This window comes from Bradyrhizobium sp. HKCCYLRH2047 (genome assembly GCF_051168175.1).
Lineage (GTDB): Bacteria > Pseudomonadota > Alphaproteobacteria > Rhizobiales > Xanthobacteraceae > Bradyrhizobium.
Map to the genome: position 1 here is coordinate 531991 of NZ_JBNPUM010000003.1, position 23791 is coordinate 555781.

General features: G+C 66.1%; 25 protein-coding genes and 1 riboswitch. Of the genes, 11 read left to right on the top strand and 14 right to left on the bottom strand.

Annotation, left to right across the window (positions count from 1 at the left end):
* Positions 1-40 precede the first annotated feature (40 nt).
* From ACQR1D_RS09715 to ACQR1D_RS09725, 3 genes are all read left to right on the top strand, one after another.
* On the top strand, positions 41-757 hold the full coding sequence (locus tag ACQR1D_RS09715; RefSeq protein ID WP_434837877.1) for a TetR/AcrR family transcriptional regulator: 717 nt from the start codon (positions 41-43) through the stop codon (positions 755-757).
* 45 nt (positions 758-802) lie between these two features.
* Entirely contained in the window at positions 803-1087 is a 285-nt protein-coding gene (locus ACQR1D_RS09720; RefSeq protein WP_316218132.1) for a hypothetical protein, read from the top strand.
* 237 nt (positions 1088-1324) lie between these two features.
* Positions 1325-1990, top strand: a complete 666-nt coding sequence (locus ACQR1D_RS09725; RefSeq protein ID WP_434837878.1) for an SET domain-containing protein — start codon at positions 1325-1327, stop codon at positions 1988-1990.
* A 26-nt stretch (positions 1991-2016) separates the two neighbouring features.
* Here ACQR1D_RS09725 and ACQR1D_RS09730 read toward each other — a convergent pair whose 3' ends face one another.
* The 3 genes from ACQR1D_RS09730 to ACQR1D_RS09740 form a co-directional block, all read right to left on the bottom strand.
* Positions 2017-2634 carry a class I SAM-dependent methyltransferase gene (locus tag ACQR1D_RS09730; protein ID WP_316182487.1) on the bottom strand — a complete coding sequence of 206 codons (618 nt, stop codon included), beginning with the start codon at positions 2632-2634 and terminating at the stop codon, positions 2017-2019.
* 118 nt (positions 2635-2752) lie between these two features.
* Positions 2753-3151, bottom strand: a complete 399-nt coding sequence (locus tag ACQR1D_RS09735) for a hypothetical protein (protein WP_434837879.1) — start codon at positions 3149-3151, stop codon at positions 2753-2755.
* 27 nt (positions 3152-3178) lie between these two features.
* A complete protein-coding gene (locus tag ACQR1D_RS09740) occupies positions 3179-3409 on the bottom strand; it encodes a hypothetical protein (protein WP_316218128.1) in 231 nt (76 codons plus the stop codon).
* Between the two features lie 100 nt (positions 3410-3509).
* On the opposite strand from ACQR1D_RS09740, the gene ACQR1D_RS09745 reads away from it, so the two are divergent.
* Together ACQR1D_RS09745 and ACQR1D_RS09750 are read left to right on the top strand one after the other, a co-directional pair.
* Positions 3510-4328 carry a helix-turn-helix domain-containing protein gene (locus ACQR1D_RS09745; protein ID WP_434837880.1) on the top strand — a complete coding sequence of 273 codons (819 nt, stop codon included), beginning with the start codon at positions 3510-3512 and terminating at the stop codon, positions 4326-4328.
* Between the two features lie 66 nt (positions 4329-4394).
* A complete protein-coding gene (locus ACQR1D_RS09750; RefSeq protein ID WP_434837881.1) occupies positions 4395-5060 on the top strand; it encodes a DsbA family oxidoreductase in 666 nt (221 codons plus the stop codon).
* Here ACQR1D_RS09750 and ACQR1D_RS09755 read toward each other — a convergent pair.
* From ACQR1D_RS09755 to ACQR1D_RS09765, 3 genes are all read right to left on the bottom strand, one after another.
* Positions 5038-6273: a GNAT family N-acetyltransferase gene (locus tag ACQR1D_RS09755; RefSeq protein ID WP_434837882.1), complete on the bottom strand. Its 1236-nt coding sequence runs from the start codon at positions 6271-6273 to the stop codon at positions 5038-5040. The genes ACQR1D_RS09750 and ACQR1D_RS09755 overlap by 23 nt on opposite strands.
* A gap of 139 nt (positions 6274-6412) precedes the next feature.
* A complete protein-coding gene (locus ACQR1D_RS09760) occupies positions 6413-7459 on the bottom strand; it encodes an HD-GYP domain-containing protein (protein WP_434837883.1) in 1047 nt (348 codons plus the stop codon).
* A 210-nt stretch (positions 7460-7669) separates the two neighbouring features.
* A complete protein-coding gene (locus ACQR1D_RS09765) occupies positions 7670-8059 on the bottom strand; it encodes a hypothetical protein (RefSeq protein WP_434837884.1) in 390 nt (129 codons plus the stop codon).
* Positions 8060-8301: 242 nt separating this feature from the next.
* On the opposite strand from ACQR1D_RS09765, the gene ACQR1D_RS09770 reads away from it, so the two are divergent.
* Entirely contained in the window at positions 8302-9798 is a 1497-nt protein-coding gene (locus ACQR1D_RS09770; RefSeq protein ID WP_434893824.1) for a caspase family protein, read from the top strand.
* A 279-nt stretch (positions 9799-10077) separates the two neighbouring features.
* Positions 10078-12051 carry a pyrroloquinoline quinone-dependent dehydrogenase gene (locus ACQR1D_RS09775; protein ID WP_434837942.1) on the top strand — a complete coding sequence of 658 codons (1974 nt, stop codon included), beginning with the start codon at positions 10078-10080 and terminating at the stop codon, positions 12049-12051.
* Positions 12052-12066: 15 nt separating this feature from the next.
* Here ACQR1D_RS09775 and ACQR1D_RS09780 read toward each other — a convergent pair whose 3' ends face one another.
* Together ACQR1D_RS09780 and ACQR1D_RS09785 are read right to left on the bottom strand one after the other, a co-directional pair.
* Positions 12067-12318: a PilZ domain-containing protein gene (locus ACQR1D_RS09780; RefSeq protein WP_315716061.1), complete on the bottom strand. Its 252-nt coding sequence runs from the start codon at positions 12316-12318 to the stop codon at positions 12067-12069.
* A 147-nt stretch (positions 12319-12465) separates the two neighbouring features.
* The gene (locus tag ACQR1D_RS09785) at positions 12466-12906 is read right to left on the bottom strand and encodes a PaaI family thioesterase (protein WP_315804262.1); all 441 of its coding nucleotides are present in this window, start codon (positions 12904-12906) and stop codon (positions 12466-12468) included.
* 271 nt (positions 12907-13177) lie between these two features.
* Here ACQR1D_RS09785 and ACQR1D_RS09790 point away from each other — a divergent pair, with 271 nt between their 5' ends.
* Entirely contained in the window at positions 13178-13474 is a 297-nt protein-coding gene (locus tag ACQR1D_RS09790) for a hypothetical protein (protein ID WP_315804261.1), read from the top strand.
* 111 nt (positions 13475-13585) lie between these two features.
* Positions 13586-13831, top strand: a complete 246-nt coding sequence (locus ACQR1D_RS09795) for a hypothetical protein (protein ID WP_434837886.1) — start codon at positions 13586-13588, stop codon at positions 13829-13831.
* Between the two features lie 18 nt (positions 13832-13849).
* On the opposite strand, the gene ACQR1D_RS09800 is transcribed toward ACQR1D_RS09795, so the two are convergent.
* From ACQR1D_RS09800 to ACQR1D_RS09810, 3 genes are all read right to left on the bottom strand, one after another.
* Positions 13850-13987 carry a hypothetical protein gene (locus ACQR1D_RS09800; protein ID WP_315828230.1) on the bottom strand — a complete coding sequence of 46 codons (138 nt, stop codon included), beginning with the start codon at positions 13985-13987 and terminating at the stop codon, positions 13850-13852.
* A 182-nt stretch (positions 13988-14169) separates the two neighbouring features.
* A complete protein-coding gene (locus tag ACQR1D_RS09805; RefSeq protein WP_012045383.1) occupies positions 14170-14409 on the bottom strand; it encodes a DUF6894 family protein in 240 nt (79 codons plus the stop codon).
* 1267 nt (positions 14410-15676) lie between these two features.
* Positions 15677-15970 (bottom strand): hypothetical protein, encoded by a 294-nt coding sequence (locus tag ACQR1D_RS09810; RefSeq protein WP_434837943.1) that lies wholly within the window; start codon positions 15968-15970, stop codon positions 15677-15679.
* 564 nt (positions 15971-16534) lie between these two features.
* Between ACQR1D_RS09810 and recA the strand changes: the two genes are divergently transcribed.
* A complete protein-coding gene (gene recA / locus ACQR1D_RS09815) occupies positions 16535-17623 on the top strand; it encodes a recombinase RecA (protein WP_315804259.1) in 1089 nt (362 codons plus the stop codon).
* A gap of 287 nt (positions 17624-17910) precedes the next feature.
* Positions 17911-18990, top strand: a complete 1080-nt coding sequence (locus ACQR1D_RS09820) for a DUF1835 domain-containing protein (protein WP_434837887.1) — start codon at positions 17911-17913, stop codon at positions 18988-18990.
* Here ACQR1D_RS09820 and gcvP read toward each other — a convergent pair.
* The 3 genes from gcvP to gcvT all read right to left on the bottom strand — a co-directional run bounded on the left by gcvP (position 18969) and on the right by gcvT (position 23520).
* Complete coding sequence (gene gcvP / locus ACQR1D_RS09825; RefSeq protein ID WP_434837888.1) at positions 18969-21842, bottom strand: aminomethyl-transferring glycine dehydrogenase; 2874 nt, start codon at positions 21840-21842, stop codon at positions 18969-18971. The genes ACQR1D_RS09820 and gcvP overlap by 22 nt on opposite strands.
* Before the next feature lie 154 nt (positions 21843-21996).
* Positions 21997-22362, bottom strand: a complete 366-nt coding sequence (gene gcvH / locus ACQR1D_RS09830) for a glycine cleavage system protein GcvH (RefSeq protein WP_316238711.1) — start codon at positions 22360-22362, stop codon at positions 21997-21999.
* A gap of 9 nt (positions 22363-22371) precedes the next feature.
* The gene (gcvT, locus tag ACQR1D_RS09835; RefSeq protein WP_434837889.1) at positions 22372-23520 is read right to left on the bottom strand and encodes a glycine cleavage system aminomethyltransferase GcvT; all 1149 of its coding nucleotides are present in this window, start codon (positions 23518-23520) and stop codon (positions 22372-22374) included.
* Positions 23521-23666: 146 nt separating this feature from the next.
* Positions 23667-23778: riboswitch (glycine riboswitch) on the bottom strand.
* Positions 23779-23791 lie beyond the last annotated feature (13 nt).

The window sequence follows — 23791 nt, forward strand, 5'->3', positions numbered from 1 at the left end:
TAATCTTTACGCTGTCAAAATTGCTTGTATAAGGAGAAGCATGACGAAGATCGAACAGGCAAGACTGAGCAGGCACCGGACAACGACGGCGGCGGCCCGGACGCGATCGCGGCGCGCGGTGAGCGCGGGCGAGCCGGCCGCCCCCTATCATCACGGCGCGCTGCGCGATGCGCTGCTCGAAGCGGCCGAGCGCGTGCTGGAGCGCGACGGGCTGGCCGGACTGACCTTGCGCGCGGTGGCGCGCGAGGCCGGCGTGTCGCATGCGGCGCCGACGCATCATTTCGGCGATCTCACCGGGCTGGTCAGCGAGCTCGCGGCGATCGGATTCACGCGGTTCAATGCGGCGATGAAAGCGGCCGGCGAGCAGCCGGGCACGCCGATCGAGCGGGCGATGGCCCGGGCCCGCGCCTATGTCGCCTATGCGCAGGCCAATCCCGGCATGTATGGACTGATGTTCCGGACGGAGCGTCTGGATTATTCTCGCCCCGCGCTGCACGAGGCCGCGGAAGCCTCGTTTGCCGGACTCGCGGGCTCGGTCGCCGCGCGCGGCGAAGGCCCGGTCGGCGACGAGGAATTGTCGCTCGATCAGTCGGCGGCGATCGCCCGCGCCTGGTCGCTGGTGCACGGCTACACGATGCTGCTGCTCGACGGCCGCCTTGCCGACATCCTGCGCCGCTCGCCGCCGGGCACCACGGCCGAAAAGCTGCTGGAGGCGATGCTCAGGGCCACGGTGCCGAAGCTGCCGCCGGGCGCGTAGGTCGACGCACCGGAAACCGGGTGGGGAATCATGCGTTGGCAAAGCATGGCACGAACCCCACGCGCTCCCTGGAGCAAGGCCAATCCGCGCAAGCGCGCCGGCAAGGCCTCCACCCATCTCACTCCGGCCGAGAAGGCGACGGCCAAGGCCCGCGCCCGGCGCGCCGGACGGCGCTATCCCAATCTGGTCGACAACATGCGCGTCTTGGCCAAGAAGGCGGCAAAGACCAAGACCAGCGGCCGCAAGCGGGCGGCGAAATCGAAGACCGGGAAGAGCGCATCGAAGCCGGCGAGCAGGCGCACATCCGCCGTGCGCAAGACCGCGAAGTGACGCTCGCTGCGGCCGCCCGGCCGACGGACGCAGCCTAGAGCATCAGCGCGGCGCCGATTCGCGCCACGTCGCGATGTCGAAGGATTTCGAGCGGCGGGGCCCCTGATGACCGGAACTGGTGCGGCGCAGGACGCTGCAAGCTGGGGACGGCGCGAAACGGCGGCGGGAAACACCTGACAGCGTCGCGAATTTATCCTAGAACGACGGCCTCGCGAGGTCCAAGTCTTCTCATCACTCATGCCTGTCATCCCGCAATCCAAACCCTATCGCATCGGCCGCTCCAAGACGGGGCTCGGCCTGTTTGCCACACAGCCGATCAAGAAGGGCACCAAGATCATCCGCTATTTCGGACCGCTCCTGGATTCGAAGAAGGCGGAGGAGGATGCGATCGAGAACAAATATCTGTTCGAGCTCGACAAGCGCTGGACCATCGACGGCTCGATCCGCGAGAACGTCGCCCGCTACATCAATCATTCCTGCAAGCCGAACGCCGAGTCCGACGTCAAGCCGCGCAAGAAGAAGATCTTCATCCGGGCCATCAAGAACATCGAGCCCGGCGAGGAGATCAACTACGACTACGGCACGGACTACTTCAAAGCCTATCTGAAGCCGATCGGCTGCAAATGCGATGCTTGCGAGAAGAAGCGGGCGAAGAAGAAGGCCGAGGCGCGCGCCGAGCGGGCGCGGGTGAAGGCGAAGGACGCGCGCAAGGCCGAGAAGAAGGCGAACAAAAAGGCCGAGAAGCTGGTCAAGGACAAGGCCAAGCAGCGGTCCAAGGCAAAAGCCCAATCGGGCGAGGCGGCTCGCGGCAAAGCCAAGTCCCGGCGGCCGGCTGCCGGCAGTCGCGGCAAGACCAAATCCACTCCCGCAAAGACGCTGACCAGCCGCGCCAAGGCGGCCTGATCTGGCGGGCCCGTTTCCGGGATCTCTCAGGACGGCTTGCCGAAGGCCAGCGTCGTCCAGGTGATTCCGGCCGCCCGGTTCTCTGCGCCGAGTGACTCGCCGAGGCGGTTGAGCCGGAGCGTCAGCCCGAGCTGGCGCGCCGGCTCGATGATCGTTTCGGCCGCGACCTCGAACATCCGCCGGCCCGGCGGCACCGGCCCATGCCGCAGCGTCATGATCAGCAGTCCGCCGGGGGCGACCCGTGCCGCGATGTTGGGCAGCGCGCGTCGCCGCTGCGCCTCGTCGAGATGCATCAGAACGGCGGTCAGCATCACCAGGTCGAACTGCTCGTCACGAGCGGCCAGTGCGGCCAGATCGGGAAGGCTGTCGTCGATCCAGGTGATGGCGGGGGAGGGATGCAGTTGCATGGCGCCGACGCGTAGTGCCTCGGTCGGCTCGACGGCCACCACCTGATGTCCAAGGCTCGCAAACCAGGCGGCGTCGCGGCCCGTGCCCGCACCGATGTCGAGCACGCGCGCTGGCGCGGCGGGCAGCAGGTGAAGCACGGCGGAATGGACCTGTTCCGACGGAATGCTCTCGTAGCGCACGAAGAGACTGTCGGCCTCGGTGGCGTAGCCTTCCGTTCCGATCACCTGCGGCTGCATCGCTGCGATCCCCTGTCGATCTCAGATTATGCAGAAGATGCATTCGCCGCGCATGTCAATCTCGGTTCGGTCGCGAGCGCCGGGCCGCTCGATCATGAAGCCCGGCGCTCACCACCGGTCAGGCCGTGACCGCGACGGTGCTCCGGCGCAAGCCCATATACTGCAATTCGGCGAAGACGCCGGTGCCCACCGCCTGCACCGCGACGAATATCTCCCCGAGCACGTTCGGTGTGACGACGCCCGAGAACAGCAACGCGATGCTGCCGACCGTCCACGCCGCATTGCCGGCGATGACCAGAAGGATCAGCGGCCTTGGAGCCATCTGCCGCCAGCCCAGCCAGCCGACGAAGCCCGCGTAGACGATCAGGAGCAGCCCGGTCTCGAGCAGCAGCGCGTCAGGCAGTTGCAGCAGCGTCGCCAGCGGCGAAGCGCCGAAGGTGAGCGCGAGTCCGGCAACGCCGCTGAAGGCGGCATCGGCGAGCAGGGCGCGGCGGAGCAGAGCGGACGAGGTGATCATGTCGGGTCTCCTTCAGTTGGGGGCGGTTCAACGGAACCAGGCCAGGAGCTGACGCCGTAGCCGCGCCGGGCGCAGCGAGCGCGCGGCTCTCGTCTCGATCGCGTACACCTGTGCGAAGACGAGGCTGCCCGTGACGTGCAGCAGCGACTCCGGCATGTTGAGCGAGCGCGCCAGCAGCGATGTCGCGAGACCCGCCAGCCATTGGCTGGCGGCGGTGAAGGGGAAGGAAAGGGTCTCGGGATCGCGCTGCCTGCTCATCGTCATCTCCTGTGGTGAGGACGATGACCTGCGCCGGGAGGCATTTCGATTACCTGGCAGATCATGGAGGCGCTGACGTCAGCGTGATAGGTCTCGGATCATGAATGCACAGCTTGCTTCGGCGCGCGCCGACCGCGCCAGACCCGCTCATGTCGGCGAGCACTTGCGGCAATGGCGGCAGCGCCGGCATCTGTCCCAGCTCGATCTCGCACTCGATGCCGAGATCTCGGCACGACATCTGAGCTTCGTGGAAACCGGCCGCTCCGCGCCGTCGCGCGACATGGTCCTCAAACTGGCGGAGCGACTGGACGTGCCATTGCGCGAACGCAACGTTTTGCTGGTGGCGGCCGGCTACGCGCCCGCCTTCCAGCAGCGCCCGCTGGATGATCCGGCGCTCAAGCCCGCGCGCGAGGCGATGAACCTCGTGCTCAAGGCGCACGAGCCCAACCCTGCGTTGGCGATCGACCGGCACTGGAACCTGGTCGCGGCGAACCGCATGATCGCGCCGCTGCTGACAGGGGTCTCCGAGCGGCTGCTTGCGCCGCCGCTCAACGTGCTGCGGGTGGCGCTGCATCCGGAGGGGCTCGCGGCGCGGACGGTGAACCTCGCCGAATGGGCCGGCCATCTGCTGGAGCGATTGCACCGGCAATGCGAGGCCACCGCGGATGCGGATCTGCTGAAGCTCTATGAGGAGCTGAAGTCCTATCCATTCCCCGCGCGATCGGCGCCGCTCGCGGCCGACAGCGTCGCGATCCCATTGCGGCTTCGGGTCGGCGATGACGTGCTGAGCTTCTTCTCGACGACGATGGTGTTCGGCACGCCGGTCGACATCACGCTGTCGGAGCTGGCGTTGGAGACCTTCTTTCCCGCCGATGAGCTCACTGCGCTCAGGCTGAAGGAGGTGGTTACCTCGCCGTGACCCCGCTTGTGTTGGCCGCGCGTGGGCTTATGTTGGGCGCAGCCATGGGAACTTGGAGGCACGCGCATGAGCACCTTGAAGCCGCTGATCATCGATGTCGTCTCCGATGTCGTCTGTCCCTGGTGCTACATCGGCAAGAAGCGCATCGAGGAGGCGCTGAAGCTCGTGCCTGACGTGCCGGTCGAGGTGAACTTCCGGCCGTTCTTCCTCAATCCCTGGGTGCCGCGCGAGGGCATTAGCCGCGAGCAGTACCTCACGACCAAGTTCGGATCGGTCGAAGCCTACAAGGGAATCGCAGGCCGCGTGGTCGCGGCCGCGGAGCAGGAGGGGCTGAGCTATCATCCCGATCGTGTCGCCCGTCAGCCCAACACGATCGATTGTCATCGCCTGATCCGCTGGGCCGGCGAGATCGGCAGGGCGCCCGAGATGAAGCAGCGGCTGATGGAGTTGTATTTCCGCGACGGCGGTGATCTGACCGACGTCGAGGTGCTGGTACAGGCCGCAGCGGATTGCGGGCTCGATGCCGAGGTGGTCCGCAAGATGCTGGCGACGGACGAGGATGTGGCGCTGGTCTCGGCCCAGGCGCAGGAGGCCGCAGAGAAGGGCATCTCCGGAGTGCCGACCTACGTCTTCGCGCAGAAATACGCCGTCTCCGGCGCGCAGGATCCGCAGATGCTGGCGCGCGCCATCCGGCAGGTGTCGGCGGAGGTCAACGCCGAGGCGGCTGAGTAGTCGGCCGGCGCTTTCGGAGGGCGCGGATCCCGTGCACCGCTCGGCGCGCGATGGCCAGGCCTTCGCGTCGCGCAGTCAACGCGCCGTGAATAAGCTCGACGACCGGATCGCGCGCATAGAGCGGGATCATCACGTCGCCGACGGCGAGGCGTTCGCGCCATATCGGGTTGATCATGGGATGGTCGGGACCGGCGGTGGAGTCGGCGGCGTTGATCTTCGGATCCGCGCAAAGGTGCCGCGTCAGGTCAAGCGTCAGCTGGACACCGGGCGAGTATTTCGCGAAGCGCTCGTCGACGCCGAGCTTGAAGAAGAAGGCGCGATCCTGATGCCGCAAGACGACGCCCGCCGCAACGGTGGTGTCGCCCGCTATGAGGCTGATGATCTCGCAGGCCCCGTGCTGTGCCAGCGCCGGTGCAGCGCGTCGGATGAACGCCGCGTCGCCGTCGTGCTGGATCAGCGCAGTGCCGCGATGTCCCTTCCAGCCGCTCGCCTCCAGCACCAGAAACGTCTCCAGCGCAGTGGAGACGTCGCCGGGAGAGCGCGCGACCTCGAAGCGGACGTCGCCATGCTCGGCCAGCCGATGACGCAGGCGGCGCAGCTCCTTCAGCTTCTTGGCGCCAAGCGCGTCTTGCAGCATCTGGTCGCCGACGCCGGTCGCATCGAGAAAGGCTCTTTCATAGGATTGCAGCACACGCGGGCGCAGATCCCCGCGACGAAGCGCCGCCTCGAACGCTTGCATCACGGAGCCTGCCAGCGACATGTCGCGCAGCAGCAGGGCCCGAGCGCCCGTTCGTCGCGCAGCATCGAGCAGTTGCGCCGCAGCCCGCTCCGCGCGCCCGGCGTCGAGCAGCGGCGTGCACAGCGTGCCGTAGGGATGGCCGCTGGCGAGCGCAGGCAGGGGAAGCCTGCAGGCATGCCATAAAGAGGTCGTGGGCATCAGGCCGATGAGACGCGAGGGCTGATCGTCATCCCATGCGCACAGCGCCGATGTTCCGGTGCGGCCGCGCGCCGTTGCATTCACCGCGCGTTCCCAGCCGGGCAGGTAATAGCCGTTCGGCTCGCGCGCACGCTCCGCCAGATCCTGCCATGACTGCGGTGAAACGGTCTCCAACGGCACCAGGTCGGCGGCGCGCTCGCGCGCGAGCGGACCGGCCTGCTGGTTCCCTGCCGTCGATGAAGCAGTCGCCATCGCGCGATCGATGATCTCGGCCACGTCCCGATAATCCCCTCGCGAGGCGGACAACCCGCACCGCGTGGGCGACACTAGCGCAAAGCTGACAAGAGACGCTTGCCGCCGGCCAACAATTCGAATCGATGCGTTAACGGCCGGTTCAGCATGTCGCTGGATGCGGTCAGCGGATCAGCGCGACCTCGCGGAAGGCGCCGATCAGCGGCTTCTCGAGCTTGCCCTCCATCCCCTGGAGGATCTCATAGGCCTTCTCGCGCGTCATCACCGGCTTGTAGCTGCGATATTCGATCAGCGCCGAGAAGATGTCGGAGATGGTGAGGATGCGCGTCAGGTCCGGGATGTTGTCGGCCATCAGCCCGTCGGGATAGCCGCTGCCGTCGAGAAATTCGTGATGGTTGCGTACCGCCTTCAGCACTTCGTCGGTGATCGCTGCGTTGTCCTTCAGTGCATCGTAACCAGCCACGGGATGGGTTTCCACCAGCGTGCGTTCCTTGACGTCGAGCCGGCCCGGCTTGTCGAGAATGGTGAGCGGGATCTTGGCCTTGCCGATGTCGTGGAACATCGCGGCCATGTAGAGACGCTCCAGATCGGAGCTGTGGACGCCGAGGCTCAAGCCGAAATCCACGGTGATGCCGGTCACCAGCAGGCAGTGCTGATAGGTGCCTTCGTGATGGCGGCGAACGGTGGCGAGCCAGTCGGACAGACCGTTTTCCGCTATACAGTCGGCGATCCGCTTGCCCGCCCGCCGGGTCTCCTCGACGTCGATCGCAGTACCGCCCAGCACGGCTGCGAACATCGAGGCGATGCAGGACGCGCCCGCAAATGCAGCCTGGCGGTCGTCGGTCGCGATGCTCTTGGCTGCAGAACCGGGGCGCGCATCGAGCAGCTTTCCGAGCAACTGATTGCGGCTCGGCGTGCTCGACAGCACGCTGGTCGCACCGAGCGCATAGGCCTGGACCGTCGACAGACGGGATTTGTTGTTGGTCAGGAAGATCCGCCGCGGAATACGCGAGAGCCGGTCGGAGATTTCCTTCAATGCGGTGATGTTGTCGACGTGGCGCAGATCGGCGGCCACGACAATCGCGTCGATGTCGCCGCCTTTGAAGTCGGCATCACCGATCAGTTCAGATGTGAGCGAGCAGCGTTCGGCCAGCATGCCGCGAAGCATAGCGAGCTTGGCCGTGTTATCGCCGACGAGGTGAACGTTCATGGAAAACCAGGTCCAGGGTCATTCCGCGTTTGTGGGCCCCGATGTTCCGCAGGAATCGTTAAATTTGAGCCATTCGTTCGCTGTGCGGTTGCGGATTTGCGTTAGCTAAGAACTAACAATCTGCGATCGGTGCGGTAGTCCGTTCCTGCACGCCCGCCGACAGGGCGAGTTCCAGTCGAGTTGGCGGATCCAGCTCGTCTTCGGAGGGAATTACTTCGTCGGCAGGACGGCTTTGTAATCTTCAGAAACACAGTCGTTGCTGGCCGCCGCGCGCCGCCGGTCGATGATCTCGTTGTGCCTGATCATGAGCCGATAGGTCTGGCGCCGAAGCGCGGTTCCACTGGCGGATGTGATCTGAGCCCGCACGCAGGCGGTCCATGTATCGCCGCCATCGGCATGTCGGGCGGATGTGGCCTCGAGATCGCGCGGCAGCGTCGTTGCGACGAAGATCATGTCGAGATTCTTGCGCACGAGAAGCGCGACGTCCGGCGCGGCTTCGGGCGGTGGCGGCTCGGGCGCCTTGGCCCGCATGAAGGCCGGCAGGCGCGCATTGCTGTCGGCGGCGCAGCCGGTCAGAAGCAGGGCCGAGAGCAGCCCCACGTGTGACGCAATCCGCCGCATGTCGCCTCGCCCCCCGTTTCGGCGCGGACGCTAGCGGGTGATCGCGGCATTGCTGCGGGGATCCCGTGAAGCAACGATGTCCGGTCGCGGCCGGAGGCCGTCATGCGCGCGAACGGCGCCTGCCGTGCGGCATCGTGCCCACCGGATTGTGCCCGTCGGCATGAACCGGGCCGTGAACCGGCTCGACCAACAGGGCACGCCATGAGCAGATTGGAGATCCCATGTTTCGGCACGCTCTCAGGGCTGCATTGCTCGCCGGCGGCCTGTTTGCCGGCCTTGCTCCCGCATTGGCCGAAGGCAGCAGGCTGGCGCTGGTGATCGGGCAGTCGGCCTATCGTTCGGTGACGCCGCTGCCGAACCCCGCCAACGACGCCAAGGCAATGGCGAAGATGCTGGGTGAAGCGGGGTTCGACGTGACGACCGCCGCCGATCTGTCGCAGCGGGACCTCAACAAGGAGGTGGGCGACTTTGCTGCCAAGATCGCGGCCAAGGGACCCGACACGGTGGCGCTGGTGTTCTATGCCGGCCACGGCTTGCAGATCGATGGCGAGAACTATCTCGTACCCGTCGACGTCGATCCGCGGCGTGAAGCCGACATTCCGCTGCAGGCCGTGCGTCTCAACGATCTCCTGAACACGCTCAATTCGGTGCCGAGCCGGATGCGCATCCTGCTGCTCGACGCCTGCCGCAACAATCCGTTTCCCGCCATCAGCCAGAACGCGGGCCGCGGCCTTGCGCTGGTCGACACCAAGACCGGAGCGCCGGGCACCTTCCTGTCCTACTCGACCTCGCCCGGCGCGGAAGCCGAGGATGGCACCGGCGCCAACAGCCCCTACACCACGGCACTGCTGCAGGCGGCGCGGGAGCCGGGCCTCCCGATCGAGCAGGCATTCAAGCGCGTGCGCGTCGCGGTGAACAAGGTCACTGAGGGCCGTCAGACGCCATGGGATTCGTCGTCCCTGACGGAGGATTTTCGCTTCGTCGGGGCGACGGATGCGGGCGCTGCCAATGCGGGCCCGCGGCCGGCCGTCGCCAAGCGCAGCGTCGACGAATGGAAGCGCAGCCTGGAAGGCAAGCCGATCGAGGCCGCCAACGAAATCATCGTCGGCGACGGCAGCGTCGAGGCCTATGAGGCGTTCGTGGCGCTCTACACCGCGCCGCCCTATGGCCCGCAGGCGCGGGAATGGCTCGACCTCCACAACAGGATGGCCGCCTGGAACGAGGCGGTGCTGATCAATACGGTGGCGTCCTATCAGGGCTTTCTCGACCGCTATCCGAACAGCGACCTGACCCCGACCGCGCGCAAGCTGATCGAGCGCCTGCGCAACCGGCCCGTGGTGACGCCGGTCGTGGCGGCCGCCAATGCGGCGATCCCGGCCGCTTCGGCAGCCCCGCCGGTCGTGCCGGCTGTGGCCGCGGCAGGCCCCACCTGCCCATGCTCGCAGACGCCTCCGCCGGCCCGGAAGTTGGAGAAGCGGGTCGAGGAGAAGCCGGCGAGGAAGCGCGACGAGGACCCGCCCAAGCGCGCCGGCCGCCCGCCCCGGCGCGACCCTGGCGACGATGTCGTCGTCTATGCGCCGCCGCCTCCGCCGCGCGTGTATTATGGACCGCCGGTGCGCGTGGCGCCGCCGGTGAGCATCGGGATCGGCGGCGGCTATGGCGGCGGCTATGGACGGGTGCCTCAGAACTATCCGGCACGGCGCGGCTACGGCTACTGAAGCTTGCTGACATCCGTGCATCGATGTGGCCGCCCGCAGGGGCGGCCATTGACGTTGGGCGGGAGGCGTTCGTTCGGGTCATCCTCTGGGTTCCGCCATTCGTCATCGCTCCTCACCACTCGTCCCGCGGATGCCGCCGTCCGTCCCATCCCGCTCGATCCGTCCGCGAAGGCTGCTTTCATCGTGCCGGTGCGTCGCTTCGGATGCCGTCTGAGGGAGGGAAGGGTCATGTCGTTGCGTCGAGCGGGTGTTTGCGCGGGCCTCGTCTGGAGCCAGCTGATGTTCGTGCCGGCCTTTGGCTGGCAGCACTGGGGCGGCGATGCCGGTGGAACGCGGTTCTCGCCGCTGGCGCAGATCACGCCTTCCAATGTCGATCGGCTGGTGCCCGCCTGGGACTATCACACCGGGGATCTGCAGAGCCGGCCGCCCGCGGCAGCCCTGCGCACCAAGTTCGAGGCGACGCCGATCCTGGTCGAGGACAGCCTGGTGTTCTGCACGCCGTTCAACGAGGTGGTGGCGCTCGACCCAGGCACCGGCGTTCAGCGCTGGCGTTTTGATCCCAAGGTCGGTAGCGGACGGCGCCCGGCCAATCGCTATGCCTGCCGCGGCGTTGCCTATTGGGTGGACCAGCGGGCGCCCGCCGGCACGGCATGCCGCAGCCGGCTGTTCATGGGTACGGTCGATGCGCGGCTGATCGCCCTCGATGCGCAAACGGGACAGCCCTGCGCCGGCTTCGGAGCGGACGGCGAAGTGCGGATCGACATCGGCAAGGACCTGCTGTGGCCGGGCGAGTTCCAGATCACCTCGGCGCCAGTGGCGGGCAGGGACGTCGTCGTGGTCGGCTCATCGATCGGCGACAATGTGCGGGTCGATGCGCCCAGAGGCACGGTCCGCGGCTTCGATGCCCGCACCGGCGAGCTGCGCTGGAGCTTCGATCCGCTGATCCATGACGGCATCGCGGCGGGACATGCGAACGTCTGGGCGCCGATGTCGGTCGACGAGGCGCGCGGCCTCGTGTTCCTTCCGACCTCCTCGCCCAGTCCGGATTTCTTCGGTGGTGCGCGTCCGGGTGACAACCGGCACGCCGATTCCGTGGTCGCTTTGCGGATCGAAAGCGGCGCGCTGGCCTGGTCGTTTCAGACCACCCATCATGACGTCTGGGACTACGATCTGCCGGCGCAGCCGATGCTGGCGCGGATCGAGACCGGGCAGGGGGCGCGTGACGTCGTGATGCAGCCGACCAAGCAAGGCTTCGTGTTCGTGCTCGACCGCGACACCGGCGCGCCGGTCTGGCCGGTGGAGGAGCGCGCAGTGCCGCAAGGCGCGGTCGAGGGTGAGGTTCTGTCGCCGACGCAGCCGTTCCCGACCCATGTGCCGCCGCTGCTCGATCAGCGCTTCGCGGCGGGTGATATTTTCAGGGCCGTGCCGCGCGTCCTGGATTCCTCCTGCGACGATCAGCTCGCGCCGTTGCGCAATGAGGGTCTCTACACACCACCGACGACTCAGGGCACGCTGCTGTTTCCGATGACCGGCGGCGGCGTGAACTGGGGCGGTGCGGCGTTCGATCCCGTCCACCAGATCCTCTACGCCAATGTCAGCCGCGCCATCCACATCGTCCGGCTGATCCCGCGCGCGGAGGCTGACCGGATGAAGGCGCCGCGCGGTGTTGATTTTGGGCTGCAGCGCGGAGCGCCGTTCGCGGTGACACGGGCGGTCGCGATGTCCAGGCTCGGCCTGTTGTGCAACCGGCCGCCATGGGGCGAAATGGTTGCGGTCGACCTCAAGGCCGGAAAGATCCTGTGGCGCTCGACCGTCGGCACCACCGAGGATCGCGCTCCACTCGGGCTGGCGTTCAAGTGGGGCACGCCGCTCGTCAACGGCGTCGTGGTCACAGCCGGCGGCCTCGTCTTCACCGGCGCGATGGACGCCTATCTGCGCGCCTTCGACGCTGTCTCAGGTCAGGAGCTCTGGCAGGGCCGGTTGCCCGCGCCGGGCGTCGCCAATCCGATGACCTATCAATGGAAGGGCGAGCAATTCGTGGTGATCGCAGCGGGGGGGCATTCGGAGGCGGGAACGTCGCTCGGCGACAGCGTCGTGGCGTTTCGGCTGGCGCGGGATGGCGAAGGGCCCTCGCTATGGTCACGGACGATTGATCGCCCCGGCGGACGGTTTGCCGCCGGTGTGCTGCTCGCGGCCATTGTGCTGGTTGGTCTGTTCGTGGCGTTGTGGCGATGGCGCCTGCGGCGGGCCTAGCCCTCCGCACCGCCATCAGTCGAATGCGACGCCGATCCGCTTGTCGTGGCTCCAGACTGCGTGGCAGCGCCGCGTGAACTTGTCGGCCGGGATCACCAGCGTGAAGGCTTCGGGCAGACCGACCGGGCTGACCACCTCGACCCTGGCGCCGGTATCGGACATGTTGCGGACCATGCAATCGACCGCGCCGCCGCCGTCGAACGCCAGCCTGCCCTGCTTCAGCACCCGATGCCTCGGTGCAATGCGCTTGTCACTCGTCTCGCTCATGGCCTGTAACCCGGTGCCGAATGGCGTCACCTTTCGCGTCAAAAGCACCTAAAATAAATCACGCTCGCGTTTCGATCAGATGAATCCGGCCCGCGAGGCCCGGGCCGTCGCCTTCACGTTTCGTTAACCCCGGCCGGGCCGCGCGGATCAGAGCATCGCGAAGGCGCTCGACACCATGGCCACCGGCTTGCCATCGCCGGCGCTGGTCAGTGTGACCCGGCCGAAGCTCATAGTGCGGCCCATCCGCACCACGCGGGCATCCGCCAGCACGTCGGCGGAAGCAATGGCGCGCATGAAATGCGTGGTCTGGTCGACAGTGGTCATCGGCCGGTAGCCGCCGCTGGCGGTGACCATCCCGATCACCATCGCGGTATCGGCAAAAGCCATCAGCGCCTGGCCGCAGACAACGCCATTGTCGCGGCAGAGCCGCGGCGAGAACGGCATGCGCAGGATGGCGCCGGCTTCGCCCAGCGGGGACGGCGCGATGTCCTCGACGATCAGGCCAAGATCCTTGATCCAGGGAGCGAACACGTCATCGAGGATTCGCCTCGCGTCGTCGATGGTGAAGTTCGGGGTCTCATTCGGCACGCGCGGAGGTCCTCCCATGGTCTTGTCGATTTGTCTCGTCGACTTTTGTCGCCGCGATCGGCGGAGCCGCCGGAATGTTGCCGCAGAGCGGCGGCTTGAAAAGGCCGGAGTTGGAAAACTATGATGATGGCACACCGTGGAACAGACGGCAGGTGCGCGCAGACGGTGCGGCCGCGAACATCCCGCCTGCGGTCCACCGTTTCGGCACAGTGTCGCGGGCTTGGCGCATGGCGAGGCGATGGTATAAGGCGCCTCTACCGGGGAGTAACCAATGAAGAAGCTGATCGTGACGATGGCGGTCGCCGTGCTGGCCGGCTGGGCGGTTCCCGCGATGGCGCAAATGCCCAATATCAACCTTCTCGCCGACGGTCCCTCGAAGACGCCCGAGGAAAAGGAAGCTGAAGCGGCGCGGGAACAGGCCTACAGGGACACCATGCGCAAGATTCCGGATGCCAAGACGAGCGCCGATCCCTGGGGCAACGTCCGTGCGGCGGAGCAGCCCAAGGCGGCGCCTGCCATGAAGACCACCGCGGCCAAGAAGCCGAAGGCTGTCGGCAGCACCAATTGAGATTCATCGCGTTCGGGTCGGGCGGGCTCTGACCCTCCGGGCCGATTGCGGACTCGGATTCCTCGCGGCCCCGTCTATATTGACGGTGTGGCAGCGCGTTGGAGTTCGTCGATGGGGATGCGGCCCCGGGACATTGCCAGCCGGATGGTGGCCCGGCGCCAGAAGGGCGCCGCACAGGCTCGCGACGGCTACGTTCGCGACACGTTCACGCTGCCGCGCGAGCAAGCGCGCGCCAAGGCCCGCGACTATCTGACCCGCTATCCCAAGGCCGGCTACATGAGCGCCGTCGAAAGCTGGCGCGAGCTTCCCGACGGGGCGATCGAGTTCACGATGCGGCGGCTTCCCAGCGCCGATTGAACGATTCCGGCAAGCGCCTCATTCCTTTTCGCCGAGCAGCTTGCGTGTGTCGCGATTGATGAAATGAAGCCGCGTGCAGGCCTTGCAGACCACGGTTTCATAGGAGCACGTGGGATCGCCTGGCTTCGGCTCTTCCAGCCAATGCTGCACGTTCATCCCCGTTCGCGGACATTTGAAGATCAGATTACCCATACAAATTTAAATGTCTGCCAGGATGCAGACAGGCATTTTGATCTCGATCAAGCTCGGCTGCCGAAATGACGCGCAGTCGACCTCGCGGCCACAGGCTGAGGTTGTGGTTCTCGTCGGTGACAATCCACAAGAGGCCTGGCGAGCCGTCAGGCCTGATCCAGCGACTCGGCGACGATCCGGATGCGGAAGACCGGCTGCCGTGCCTCGTCGAGCAGCTCCATCTGCCATTCGGAGTTTTCGGCGAGCTTGCGCGAGATGCTGCTGGCCATGTCGGCGCAGACGGTGGTCATCTCTTTCCAGGCTGCGTTGCGGTCGGCGCACTCGGTCCCATACTCGGACGCGCCTGAGAAGTGGCCGTTGCGGATACGAAAGAAATAGAGCGGCATTGCCAAAACCGGTGAGCCCTGACCGCCCCAGGCCGCTGGGTTTGATGGACGCACCACAAATGGAAGCGCAAAACCCACTCGGATCAATTCCGGTAAAATACGGTCGGTCGCGCTGTTCGCTTCGGTTAGGCTGATTGCCGTTGGTGATGTGCGGCGCAACCGGGCACAGCGAAGGCCGACGAATGAGCCTCGGACCGCCGCGGTCCGAGGCTCGGCGTCAACGTCGTAGCTTCCCAGCAAGGGCAGTTCGGCAATGACACAATTAAATTAGTACGAAACCTGTCGGCGTGCCTTGCGTCAGATCAAGGTTGCAATCTCGATCAACCGCCGCGGGACGCACTTGGCTGCGGTCGAAGATCCGTTCCGGCACGACTGTCAGTCGGTAGGCAATCTGCGTCGCGCCGTCGACCATTTCCAGGAGTTCGTCGCAGGCCGGACAACGCCTCTCTCCCGCGGCGCCTTGCTGCGAGTGAAGCTCGATCCTTTGAAGGCCGGCCCTGCAGGACGGACACGTCACGTCATCTCTTGTCATCGCCGATATGAAGCGCAGCGCCCGCAATCCGTTCCCCGACATCACGACAATGACGGAGGGAGATGCATCCCGAGCGGAGCTATCAACGTCGAAAGCCCCGGACGTCGTCCGGGGCTTTCTTTCGGCGCGGATGGTTTCAGGGCCGTGCGCCTACGGGTGACGGAGCCTGCAAATGTTGGAGCTGGCAGGCTGCAAGGGATCGGTCGACGCCGCATCACTGACAATACATCACGGACAATACGGGTCAGCCATCATCGCAACGAACAAACAAATCCGGGGCTGATCAAAAATTTGCTCAGACGTACGACAACCACGATCCTATAACGCAACCCAAAGTTTATGACAATGGTTTGTGGCTTGAAGATGTCGTGAGCGCCGGCGTGCCGCGTGATGCGGATCACGCGGGTCTTGTCCGGGCCATTCCTCAGGCCGGCATCAGGAGCTGCGCGAATGGCGCGCTAGCCCATCCTCGGGCATGGTCCGACACAGGGGCGTTCGAGGTTCGTCGTTTCATCTGTCGCTCGTCATATGGCGGTCGTCGAGCTGCTCGGATGCCGCTTGGTGCGGAACTTCGTGGCCGGACTCTGCTTGCAGGGCGGCTGCACATCTGCATCGAAATCGTGCGTCTGCACGCACGATGAGCCGAACAAAAGCAGAAGAGGCGAGGGAACTTCGTTCTTCTCAGGAGAACCACGGACCGTGCGATCTACGCACGCGTGTAGGAGTTTGGTAGTTTCAAGGAAAAGTCTTGACGAGCTCGATCGGCCCGACGATCGCGGCATTGAAGTCGGCGAGGTCTTCGCTGGGAATCCAGTACTCGAGATGCTCTCGGCCGCCGGCCTCATGCACTTCGTACGCGTCGATGAAGCGTCGCAGGATCGCGAAGCGCAGCACATGGCCGCAGCCGCTCGCCGGTACGTTCCAGTCCCTCGCGATCTTCACGGCATAGGCCTCGGTCAGCACCGGGTAGAAGATCGGCTGCTCCGAAAGGCGCGGCGGAAACGCCCGCATGCCCGAGGCTGCGATCAAGGCGAACTCCTTTGGGCCGACCGGGCGCCACAGCGTGAGGGTCTGTTCCTTGTTGGATCCGGTCATGCTGGTCCCGAAAATTGGAAGCGGTAGGGGGCTCACAGAGAAGGACCAGCAGGATGATAGGGCACGGTCGAGACCACAATAACAACTTATAATTGAAGTGGCGTCTGTCACTGGCGCGAGAGGCGAGGTTGGAGCGCTCGGACAGGCCGGTCGTAATTCGCATGATCGCCGGTCGGCGGCTGCGCCGCTCGCGCGCATGGCCTCCGCCTTCAGCCGAGCCAGGATCCTCTCGCGGTCGCCGTCATCGGCGTCCGACTTCGCTTCCGGGCGCGCTCGTCGGGCAGCGCTTCCTCGGCGGTGCTCGGTGCACTGGGCGCCGGCCCCTCGAGCGGCAGGCGTGTCCCCGCGGTTGTCAGGGGTTTGCGAAGAGAAGAGGCGTGATTGTCGAGAAGAACATATTGCGAACAAAGAACGGATGGAGTACATTCACCTCAAGATTGCTGGCCGACCTCGTTAACCGTTTGTCCATCTCGCGAATCCCCGCCATAAGGAGCGCCAATGTCCGCCACCGCCCTGCGTATCGTCGAAGGTTCCTCAATGGATAAGAGTAAGGCGCTCTCTGCTGCGCTGTCCCAGATCGAACGTCAGTTCGGCAAGGGCTCGGTGATGAAGCTGGGCAAGAACGACCGCTCGATGGATGTCGAGACGGTGTCGACCGGCTCGCTCGGGCTCGACATCGCGTTGGGGATCGGTGGGCTGCCGAAAGGGCGCATCGTCGAGATCTACGGTCCGGAATCCTCGGGCAAGACCACGCTGGCGCTGCACACGGTGGCGGAAGCGCAGAAGAAGGGCGGCATCTGTGCCTTCATCGATGCCGAGCATGCGCTCGATCCGGTCTATGCGCGCAAGCTGGGCGTCAACATCGATGAGCTCCTGATCTCACAGCCGGATACGGGTGAGCAGGCGCTGGAGATCTGCGACACCCTGGTGCGTTCCGGTGCGGTCGACGTGCTGGTGGTCGACTCGGTGGCGGCGCTGGTGCCGAAGGCCGAGCTCGAAGGCGAGATGGGCGAGTCGCTGCCGGGCCTGCAGGCCCGCCTGATGAGCCAGGCTCTGCGCAAGCTGACGGCCTCGATCAACAAGTCCAACACGATGGTGATCTTCATCAACCAGATCCGCATGAAGATCGGTGTGATGTACGGCTCGCCGGAGACCACCACCGGCGGCAATGCGCTGAAGTTCTATGCCTCGGTCCGCCTCGACATCCGCCGCATCGGCGCGATCAAGGAGCGCGACGAGGTGATCGGCAATTCCACCCGTGTGAAGGTGGTGAAGAACAAGCTGGCGCCGCCGTTCAAGCAGGTCGAGTTCGACATCATGTATGGCGAGGGCGTCTCCAAGATGGGCGAAATCCTCGATCTCGGCGTCAAGGCCGGCATCGTTGAGAAGTCCGGCGCCTGGTTCTCCTACGATAGCCAGCGTCTCGGGCAGGGACGTGAGAATTCGAAATCGTTCCTCAAGACCAATCCGGACATGACCGCCAAGATCGAAGCCGCGATCCGCCAGAACTCCGGCCTGATCGCCGAGCAGATCCTGGCCGGCAACGCCGAGCGCGACGCCGACGGCGAGGAGCCGGCGGAGGAGTAGAGGTACGACGGCGGCGGGTGCCGTGGACGTCGTGTTGCCGACGTTCCGGCGCCCGTTTGCAGAAGTGTGGTGTTCTGCCGAAATCTGCGTTGCTGCATGACCAATGCAGTGAGCCCGGGTTTCTGAGCGCCGGATACGATCTTCAGTGCGAATAATCGAAAACGTGCGAGCGGACCGGATCCGCGCGGCGGCACCGACGTTTCCGGCGCCGGTCCTGGGCGCCGGGAGCCGATTGCGAACGTGTTGATAGCGCCTTGAGCCAATCAGGTCGTGCCGGAGCCAACAGCATGACACGTTTGATTTTAGCGGCCGATGATCCCAGCGCCGGAGCGCTTCGGAGGGGCGGCTTTGCCGACCTGGTGGTGCCAATTCTCCATCGTTTCGTGTGGGGACCGCTGCCATCCGATGCCGAATTATCGGCTTATCTCGTCCAGCGCACCGTGCGACGGAAGCGGGGGCATTGGTTGGATTTCGCCTCGCGCGTCGACTTCATGGCGGTCGGCGGGCGGAGTCAGAGTTTTCTCGAACTTGTCGACCGTTGCGATAGCGTCGAACTGTGGATGGGGACCCGTCCGAACGATCAGTTGGTGCTGATCTGGCTCTTGGATTATCTGCGCGATTACGCCGAGATCGCGACGAAGATCGTGTTGCGACACCTCGATGCGCCAGTCTTCGACGCCTTGGCCAGACAACCCGCCGGCCGGACCATTGCCGGCGTGGCGCTCGCGCGTGAGCATCTCGACCTGGGCCATCTGGCATGGCAGGCGTTTCGGACGCCGACGCCGCAAGCCTGGTTCGATCTGTTGAAGCAGGATCTCAGTGCACTGCCGCAGCTTCGCCGCTGCGTGCAGGAGATGCTCGATGAGCTTCCCGGTGTTGCCACGGGCCTGGGAGCATCGGAACTGCGAATCCTCGAATTGCTGTCAGCCGGCTATCAGCACCCCTTCGACCTGTTGCCGCATCATCGGGATCGCTTTCAACGCCGCGTCTATGACTATTGGGAAGGAGGCACGTTGCTTGACGGTCTGGCACTCGCGCCGGTGCCGGCAATTTCGGGCCTCGACGAATGGCCGTTCTCGGTCGAGATGCACGACAGCCGTGAACGCCTCGAGCGCTACAAGGCCAGCACGCTGTCGCTGACGCCGCTCGGCAAGGCAATCCTCGCCGGCGAGGAGGATTTCAGCAGCCATAATCCGATCCGGCGCTGGTGGGGCGGCACCGAATTGATCAACGCCAATCTCTGGCGTTGGCATGCGGTGCTCATCGCTCCGGATCCGGGCACGTCTGACGTCATTGTTTGCCGCGAGCCGTGGCGCCCGATCGCTCGGAACATGCGTGAGGAAGCTTACTCCGCCGCCTGGGCGTAGTCCGCCACCGGCGGGCAGGAGCACACCAGATTGCGGTCGCCGTAGACGTTGTCGACGCGGCCGACCGGGCACCAGTACTTGTCGGTGCGCGAGGTGCCCGCGGGGAAGCAACCCTCGCTGCGGCGGTAGGCCCTGTTCCAATCGTCGTCGGCGATGTCGTGCACCGTGTGCGGCGCGTGGCGCAGCGGCGAGGCCTCGATTCCGAAGCGGCCCTGTTCGACCTCGGCGATCTCCTTGCGGATCGCGATCATGGCGTCGCAGAAGCGGTCGAGCTCAGCCTTGGACTCCGATTCCGTCGGCTCGATCATCAGGGTGCCCGCCACCGGGAAGCTCATGGTCGGCGCGTGGAAGCCGTAGTCGATTAGCCGCTTGGCGATGTCGTCGACGGTGACGCCGCTGCTCTGCTTGAGCGGCCGCGGGTCGATGATGCATTCATGCGCGACGCGGCCGCGCTCATTGCGGTAGAGCACCGGGAAATGCGCATCGAGCCGCGCCGCGACGTAGTTGGCGTTGAGGATCGCAATCTCGGTGGCGCGGGTCAGGCCGTCGCCGCCCATCAGCAGCATGTAGATGTAGGAGATGGTCAGGATCGAGGCCGAGCCGTAGGGGGCGGCCGAGACCGGCCCGATCGGATGCGCGCTCGCGCCGTCGGTCGCTGGGTGACCGGGCAGGAAGGGCGCCAGATGCGCCTTCACGCCGATCGGGCCCATGCCAGGGCCGCCGCCGCCATGCGGAATGCAGAACGTCTTGTGCAGGTTGAAATGGCTGACATCGGCGCCGTAATCGCCGGGTCTGGAGAGGCCGACCTGCGCATTGAGGTTGGCGCCGTCGAGATAGACCTGTCCGCCGTGGGCATGGACGATGTCGCAGATGTCGCGGATGTGCTCCTCGAACACGCCATGCGTCGAGGGATAGGTGATCATGATGGCGGCGAGCTTGGCGCTATGCACTTCCGCCTTGGCCTTGAGATCGGCGAGATCGACATTGCCGCCTGCATCGCAGCCGACCACGACCACCTCCATGCCGGCCATATGCGCCGAGGCCGGGTTGGTGCCGTGGGCGGAGGAGGGGATGAGGCAGATGGTGCGGTGGCCCTCGCCGCGGGCGGCATGGTAGCCCCGAATGGCCAGAAGCCCGGCATATTCGCCCTGCGCGCCCGAGTTCGGCTGCAGCGACACGGCGTCATAGCCGGAGATGCGGCACAGCCAGTCGGTCAGATCGGCGAACATCGTGTGATAGCCGGCCGCCTGCGCGCGCGGCACGAACGGGTGCAGGCTGGAAAATTCCGGCCAGGTCAGCGGGATCATCTCGGTGGTCGCGTTCAGCTTCATCGTGCACGAGCCAAGCGGAATCATCGCACGATCGAGCGCGAGGTCGCGGTCCGCAAGCTTGCGCAAATAGCGCAGCATCTCGGTCTCGGAGCGATGCGCGTGGAACACCGGATGCGCGAGGTACGGCCGCTGCCGCTTGAGCTCGGCCGGCAGCGCCTCGCGGGCTTCCGCCTCGATCGTCGTGTAGGAGAGGTCGCCGCCGAATGCGCGCCAGACGGCTTCGACGACATCGGCCGTCGTGGTCTCATCGAGTGCGATCCGCAGCCTGCTGCCGTCGCGGCCGAGATTGATCCGCTCGCCTTCGGCGCGAGCGATGATCGACCCGGACTTGGCGCCGGCCTCGACGGTGATCGTATCGAAGAAGGTCTCGCTTTCCGGCGCAAAGCCGAGCTTGCGCAGCCCTGCAGCCAGCACCGCGGTTCGCCGATGCGCGGTGCGGGCGATCGCCTTCAGCCCGTCCGGGCCATGATAGACCGCGTACATCGCGGCGATCACCGCCAGCAGCACCTGCGCGGTGCAGATGTTCGACGTTGCCTTCTCGCGCCTGATGTGCTGCTCGCGGGTCTGCAGCGCCAGCCGATAGGCGGGGGCACCGCGCGAATCGACGGACAGGCCGACGATGCGGCCGGGCAGGGAGCGCTTCAGCGCATCGCGTACCGCCATGTAGGCGGCATGCGGACCGCCATAGCCCATCGGCACGCCGAAGCGCTGCGCCGAGCCGATCGCGATGTCGGCGCCGAGTTCGCCCGGCGAGGCGATCACGGTCACCGCCAGCAGGTCGGCGGCCAGAATCGCCAGCGCGCCCTTGTCGTGCAGCTTGGCGATCGCGGCGCGTGGATCGCGCAGCGCGCCCGTCGTATCCGGATATTGCAGCAGGCCGCCGAACACCTCGGCGCCGTCCAGATCCTTGGCGGGATCGCCGACGATCAGCTGCCAGCCGAGCGGCTCCGCGCGGGTGCGCAGCACCGCCAGCGTCTGCGGATGCACGTTCCGGTCGACGAAGAATGCCTTGGTCTTCGCCCGCGCCGACCGCTCGGCCAGCGCCATCGCTTCCGCCGCCGCCGTGGCTTCGTCCAGCAGCGAGGCGTTGGCGACGTCGAGCCCGGTGAGATCGCAGATCATGGTCTGGAAGTTGAACAGCGCCTCCAGCCGGCCCTGGCTGATCTCCGGCTGATAGGGGGTGTAGGCCGTGTACCAGGCCGGGTTCTCCAGGATGTTGCGCTGGATCACCGCCGGCATCAGCGTGCCGGAATAGCCTTGGCCGATCAGCGAGGTGAAAACCTGATTCCGCGTCGCCAGTGCGCGCATGTGCGACAAGGCTTCAGTTTCGCTCAGCGCCGGCTCGAGGGTGAGCGGCGCCGCCTGCCGGATCGTGCCGGGCAGCGTCTGCGCCATCAGCTCCGCGACGCTCTTGGCGCCGACGGTCTCCAGCATCGCCGCGACGTCGCGCGGCGAGGGACCGATATGGCGGCGGGCGAAGCTGGTGGCGGCATCATCAAGCGGCTTGAGCGGCGTGGTCATGAGCAAATCCTCTATGCCTCGTCATGCCCCGCGACGGCGGGGCATCCAGTAAACAGCGACGGCGAGATCGGCAGAGCGCAGCCCGGGCGAACGCAGCGACCCGGGACCGCCGGTCCCGCATCGCTCCGCTCATGCGGGCTGCGCTTCGCCCGTCTCACGCCGTGTGCGCCTTATAGGCGGCCTCATCCATCAGGCCGCCGAGCTCGCTCTTGTCGGCGATCTTGAGCTTGAAGAACCAGGCCTTGCCGCCGGCGTCGGTGTTGACGAGCGCAGGCTCGTCGACGATCGCCTGGTTGACCTCGACCACCTCGCCGGTGATCGGCGCGTAGACGTCGGAGGCGGCCTTGACCGATTCCACCACGGCGGCGGCTTCCGACTTCTTCAGCGCGCGGCCGACCTGCGGCAGCTCCACGAACACGACGTCGCCGAGCTGGGCCTGCGCATAGTCGGTGATGCCGATGGTGGCTGTGTCGCCGTCGATGCTGAGCCATTCATGGTCGGAGGTGTAGAGCGTGGTCATGGACGTCCTTCAGCGCTTGTAGGTGTTGGGAACGAAAGGCATGGCGGCGACGCGCAGCGGCAGACGCTGGCCGCGCACATCGGCGAACAAGGGGGTGTCGAGCGCAGACAAGGCGGTCGGCACGTAACCCATCGCGACCGGCGCATTCAGCGTCGGGCCGAAGCCACCAGAGGTGACCTTGCCGACCGGCTGGCCTGAATCGGCCGAAGCGAACAGCGCTGCTCCCTCGCGCACCGGCGCGCGGCCCTCGGGCCGCAAACCGACGCGGCGGCGTGTCGCACCGCCATCGAACTGCGCGAGGATCTTGTCAGCGCCGGGGAAGCCGCCGGCGCGCGCGCCGCCGGTGCGGCGGACCTTCTGCACCGACCATTCCAGCGCAGCTTCCACGGGTGTTGTCGCCGTGTCGATGTCGTGGCCGTAGAGGCAGAGCCCGGCCTCGAGCCGCAGGCTGTCGCGGGCGCCCAGCCCGATCGGCAGCACGTCCTTGTCGGACAGCATCGCCTCGGCGAGCCGCTCGGCCTGATCGGCAGGCACCGAGATCTCGTAGCCGTCCTCGCCGGTGTAGCCCGAGCGCGAAACGTAGCAGGCGAGCCCATCGACGCTGCGCGGCCCCGCGTCCATGAACCGCATCGCCTCGGCCTCTGCACAGAATTTCGTCAGCACGGACGCCGCCTTCGGCCCCTGCAGCGCCAGCAGCGCGCGGTCGGTCAGCGGTTGGACCTCGCAGACGTCGGACAGCCCGTCGCGCAGCAGCGCGATGTCCGCCTCCTTGCAGGCGGCGTTGACCACCAGCACCAGGTGCTCGCCGAAATTCGCCACCATCAGGTCGTCGAGGATGCCGCCCTCGGCGTTGGTGAACTGGGCATAGCGCTGCCGGCCGGGCGGGATGCCGATGACGTCCTGCGGCACCAGCCGCTCCAGCGCCGCCGCGGCGTCGGCGACGTTGCCGGATTTCGGCAGCAGCGCGACCTGGCCCATGTGGGAGACGTCGAACAGCCCGGCCGCGCTGCGGGTATGGAGGTGTTCCTTGAGTACGCCGGGCGCGTATTGCACCGGCATCTCATAGCCCGCAAAGGGCACCATCTTGCCGCCGAGGCTGACATGCAGCGCATGCAGCGGCGTTCGCTTCAAAGAAAGGGGGGCAGCCGGTTCAGCCATCGATCAGGGGTCCTCGCGCGGTTCCTCGGGACCAGTCCCGAAAAACGCCACCGAAGCCCCATCTGTCGCTGTGCCTGAGAGTATTATCCCGTCGGCGGACGCGTCCCGGGATCAGGCCCGGCCAGCGTCTCTTTCCAGATGCAGTTGCAGTCGCGAGGGTCCTTTTGCCTGAGAGTTTCCGGGGCGGTTGCTCCTTCGGCGCCGACCCTTGACGTTCAACCAGAACCTCAGAAGGCCAGTCTCTCCCGACGCGACTGTCGTCTATGTCCGG

What these genes read in the sequence shown, in the direction of transcription:
- ACQR1D_RS09715 (WP_434837877.1), top strand. Translation starts at nt 41, where the DNA reads ATGACGAAGATCGAACAGGCAAGACTGAGCAGGCACCGGACAACGACG.
- ACQR1D_RS09720 (WP_316218132.1), top strand. Translation starts at nt 803, where the DNA reads ATGGCACGAACCCCACGCGCTCCCTGGAGCAAGGCCAATCCGCGCAAG.
- ACQR1D_RS09725 (WP_434837878.1), top strand. Translation starts at nt 1,325, where the DNA reads ATGCCTGTCATCCCGCAATCCAAACCCTATCGCATCGGCCGCTCCAAG.
- ACQR1D_RS09730 (WP_316182487.1), bottom strand. Translation starts at nt 2,634, where the DNA reads ATGCAGCCGCAGGTGATCGGAACGGAAGGCTACGCCACCGAGGCCGAC.
- ACQR1D_RS09735 (WP_434837879.1), bottom strand. Translation starts at nt 3,151, where the DNA reads ATGATCACCTCGTCCGCTCTGCTCCGCCGCGCCCTGCTCGCCGATGCC.
- ACQR1D_RS09740 (WP_316218128.1), bottom strand. Translation starts at nt 3,409, where the DNA reads ATGAGCAGGCAGCGCGATCCCGAGACCCTTTCCTTCCCCTTCACCGCC.
- ACQR1D_RS09745 (WP_434837880.1), top strand. Translation starts at nt 3,510, where the DNA reads ATGAATGCACAGCTTGCTTCGGCGCGCGCCGACCGCGCCAGACCCGCT.
- ACQR1D_RS09750 (WP_434837881.1), top strand. Translation starts at nt 4,395, where the DNA reads ATGAGCACCTTGAAGCCGCTGATCATCGATGTCGTCTCCGATGTCGTC.
- ACQR1D_RS09760 (WP_434837883.1), bottom strand. Translation starts at nt 7,459, where the DNA reads ATGAACGTTCACCTCGTCGGCGATAACACGGCCAAGCTCGCTATGCTT.
- ACQR1D_RS09770 (WP_434893824.1), top strand. Translation starts at nt 8,302, where the DNA reads ATGTTTCGGCACGCTCTCAGGGCTGCATTGCTCGCCGGCGGCCTGTTT.
- ACQR1D_RS09775 (WP_434837942.1), top strand. Translation starts at nt 10,078, where the DNA reads ATGTTCGTGCCGGCCTTTGGCTGGCAGCACTGGGGCGGCGATGCCGGT.
- ACQR1D_RS09780 (WP_315716061.1), bottom strand. Translation starts at nt 12,318, where the DNA reads ATGAGCGAGACGAGTGACAAGCGCATTGCACCGAGGCATCGGGTGCTG.
- ACQR1D_RS09790 (WP_315804261.1), top strand. Translation starts at nt 13,178, where the DNA reads ATGAAGAAGCTGATCGTGACGATGGCGGTCGCCGTGCTGGCCGGCTGG.
- ACQR1D_RS09795 (WP_434837886.1), top strand. Translation starts at nt 13,586, where the DNA reads ATGGGGATGCGGCCCCGGGACATTGCCAGCCGGATGGTGGCCCGGCGC.
- ACQR1D_RS09800 (WP_315828230.1), bottom strand. Translation starts at nt 13,987, where the DNA reads ATGAACGTGCAGCATTGGCTGGAAGAGCCGAAGCCAGGCGATCCCACG.
- ACQR1D_RS09805 (WP_012045383.1), bottom strand. Translation starts at nt 14,409, where the DNA reads ATGCCGCTCTATTTCTTTCGTATCCGCAACGGCCACTTCTCAGGCGCG.
- recA (WP_315804259.1), top strand. Translation starts at nt 16,535, where the DNA reads ATGTCCGCCACCGCCCTGCGTATCGTCGAAGGTTCCTCAATGGATAAG.
- ACQR1D_RS09820 (WP_434837887.1), top strand. Translation starts at nt 17,911, where the DNA reads ATGACACGTTTGATTTTAGCGGCCGATGATCCCAGCGCCGGAGCGCTT.
- gcvP (WP_434837888.1), bottom strand. Translation starts at nt 21,842, where the DNA reads ATGACCACGCCGCTCAAGCCGCTTGATGATGCCGCCACCAGCTTCGCC.
- gcvH (WP_316238711.1), bottom strand. Translation starts at nt 22,362, where the DNA reads ATGACCACGCTCTACACCTCCGACCATGAATGGCTCAGCATCGACGGC.
- gcvT (WP_434837889.1), bottom strand. Translation starts at nt 23,520, where the DNA reads ATGGCTGAACCGGCTGCCCCCCTTTCTTTGAAGCGAACGCCGCTGCAT.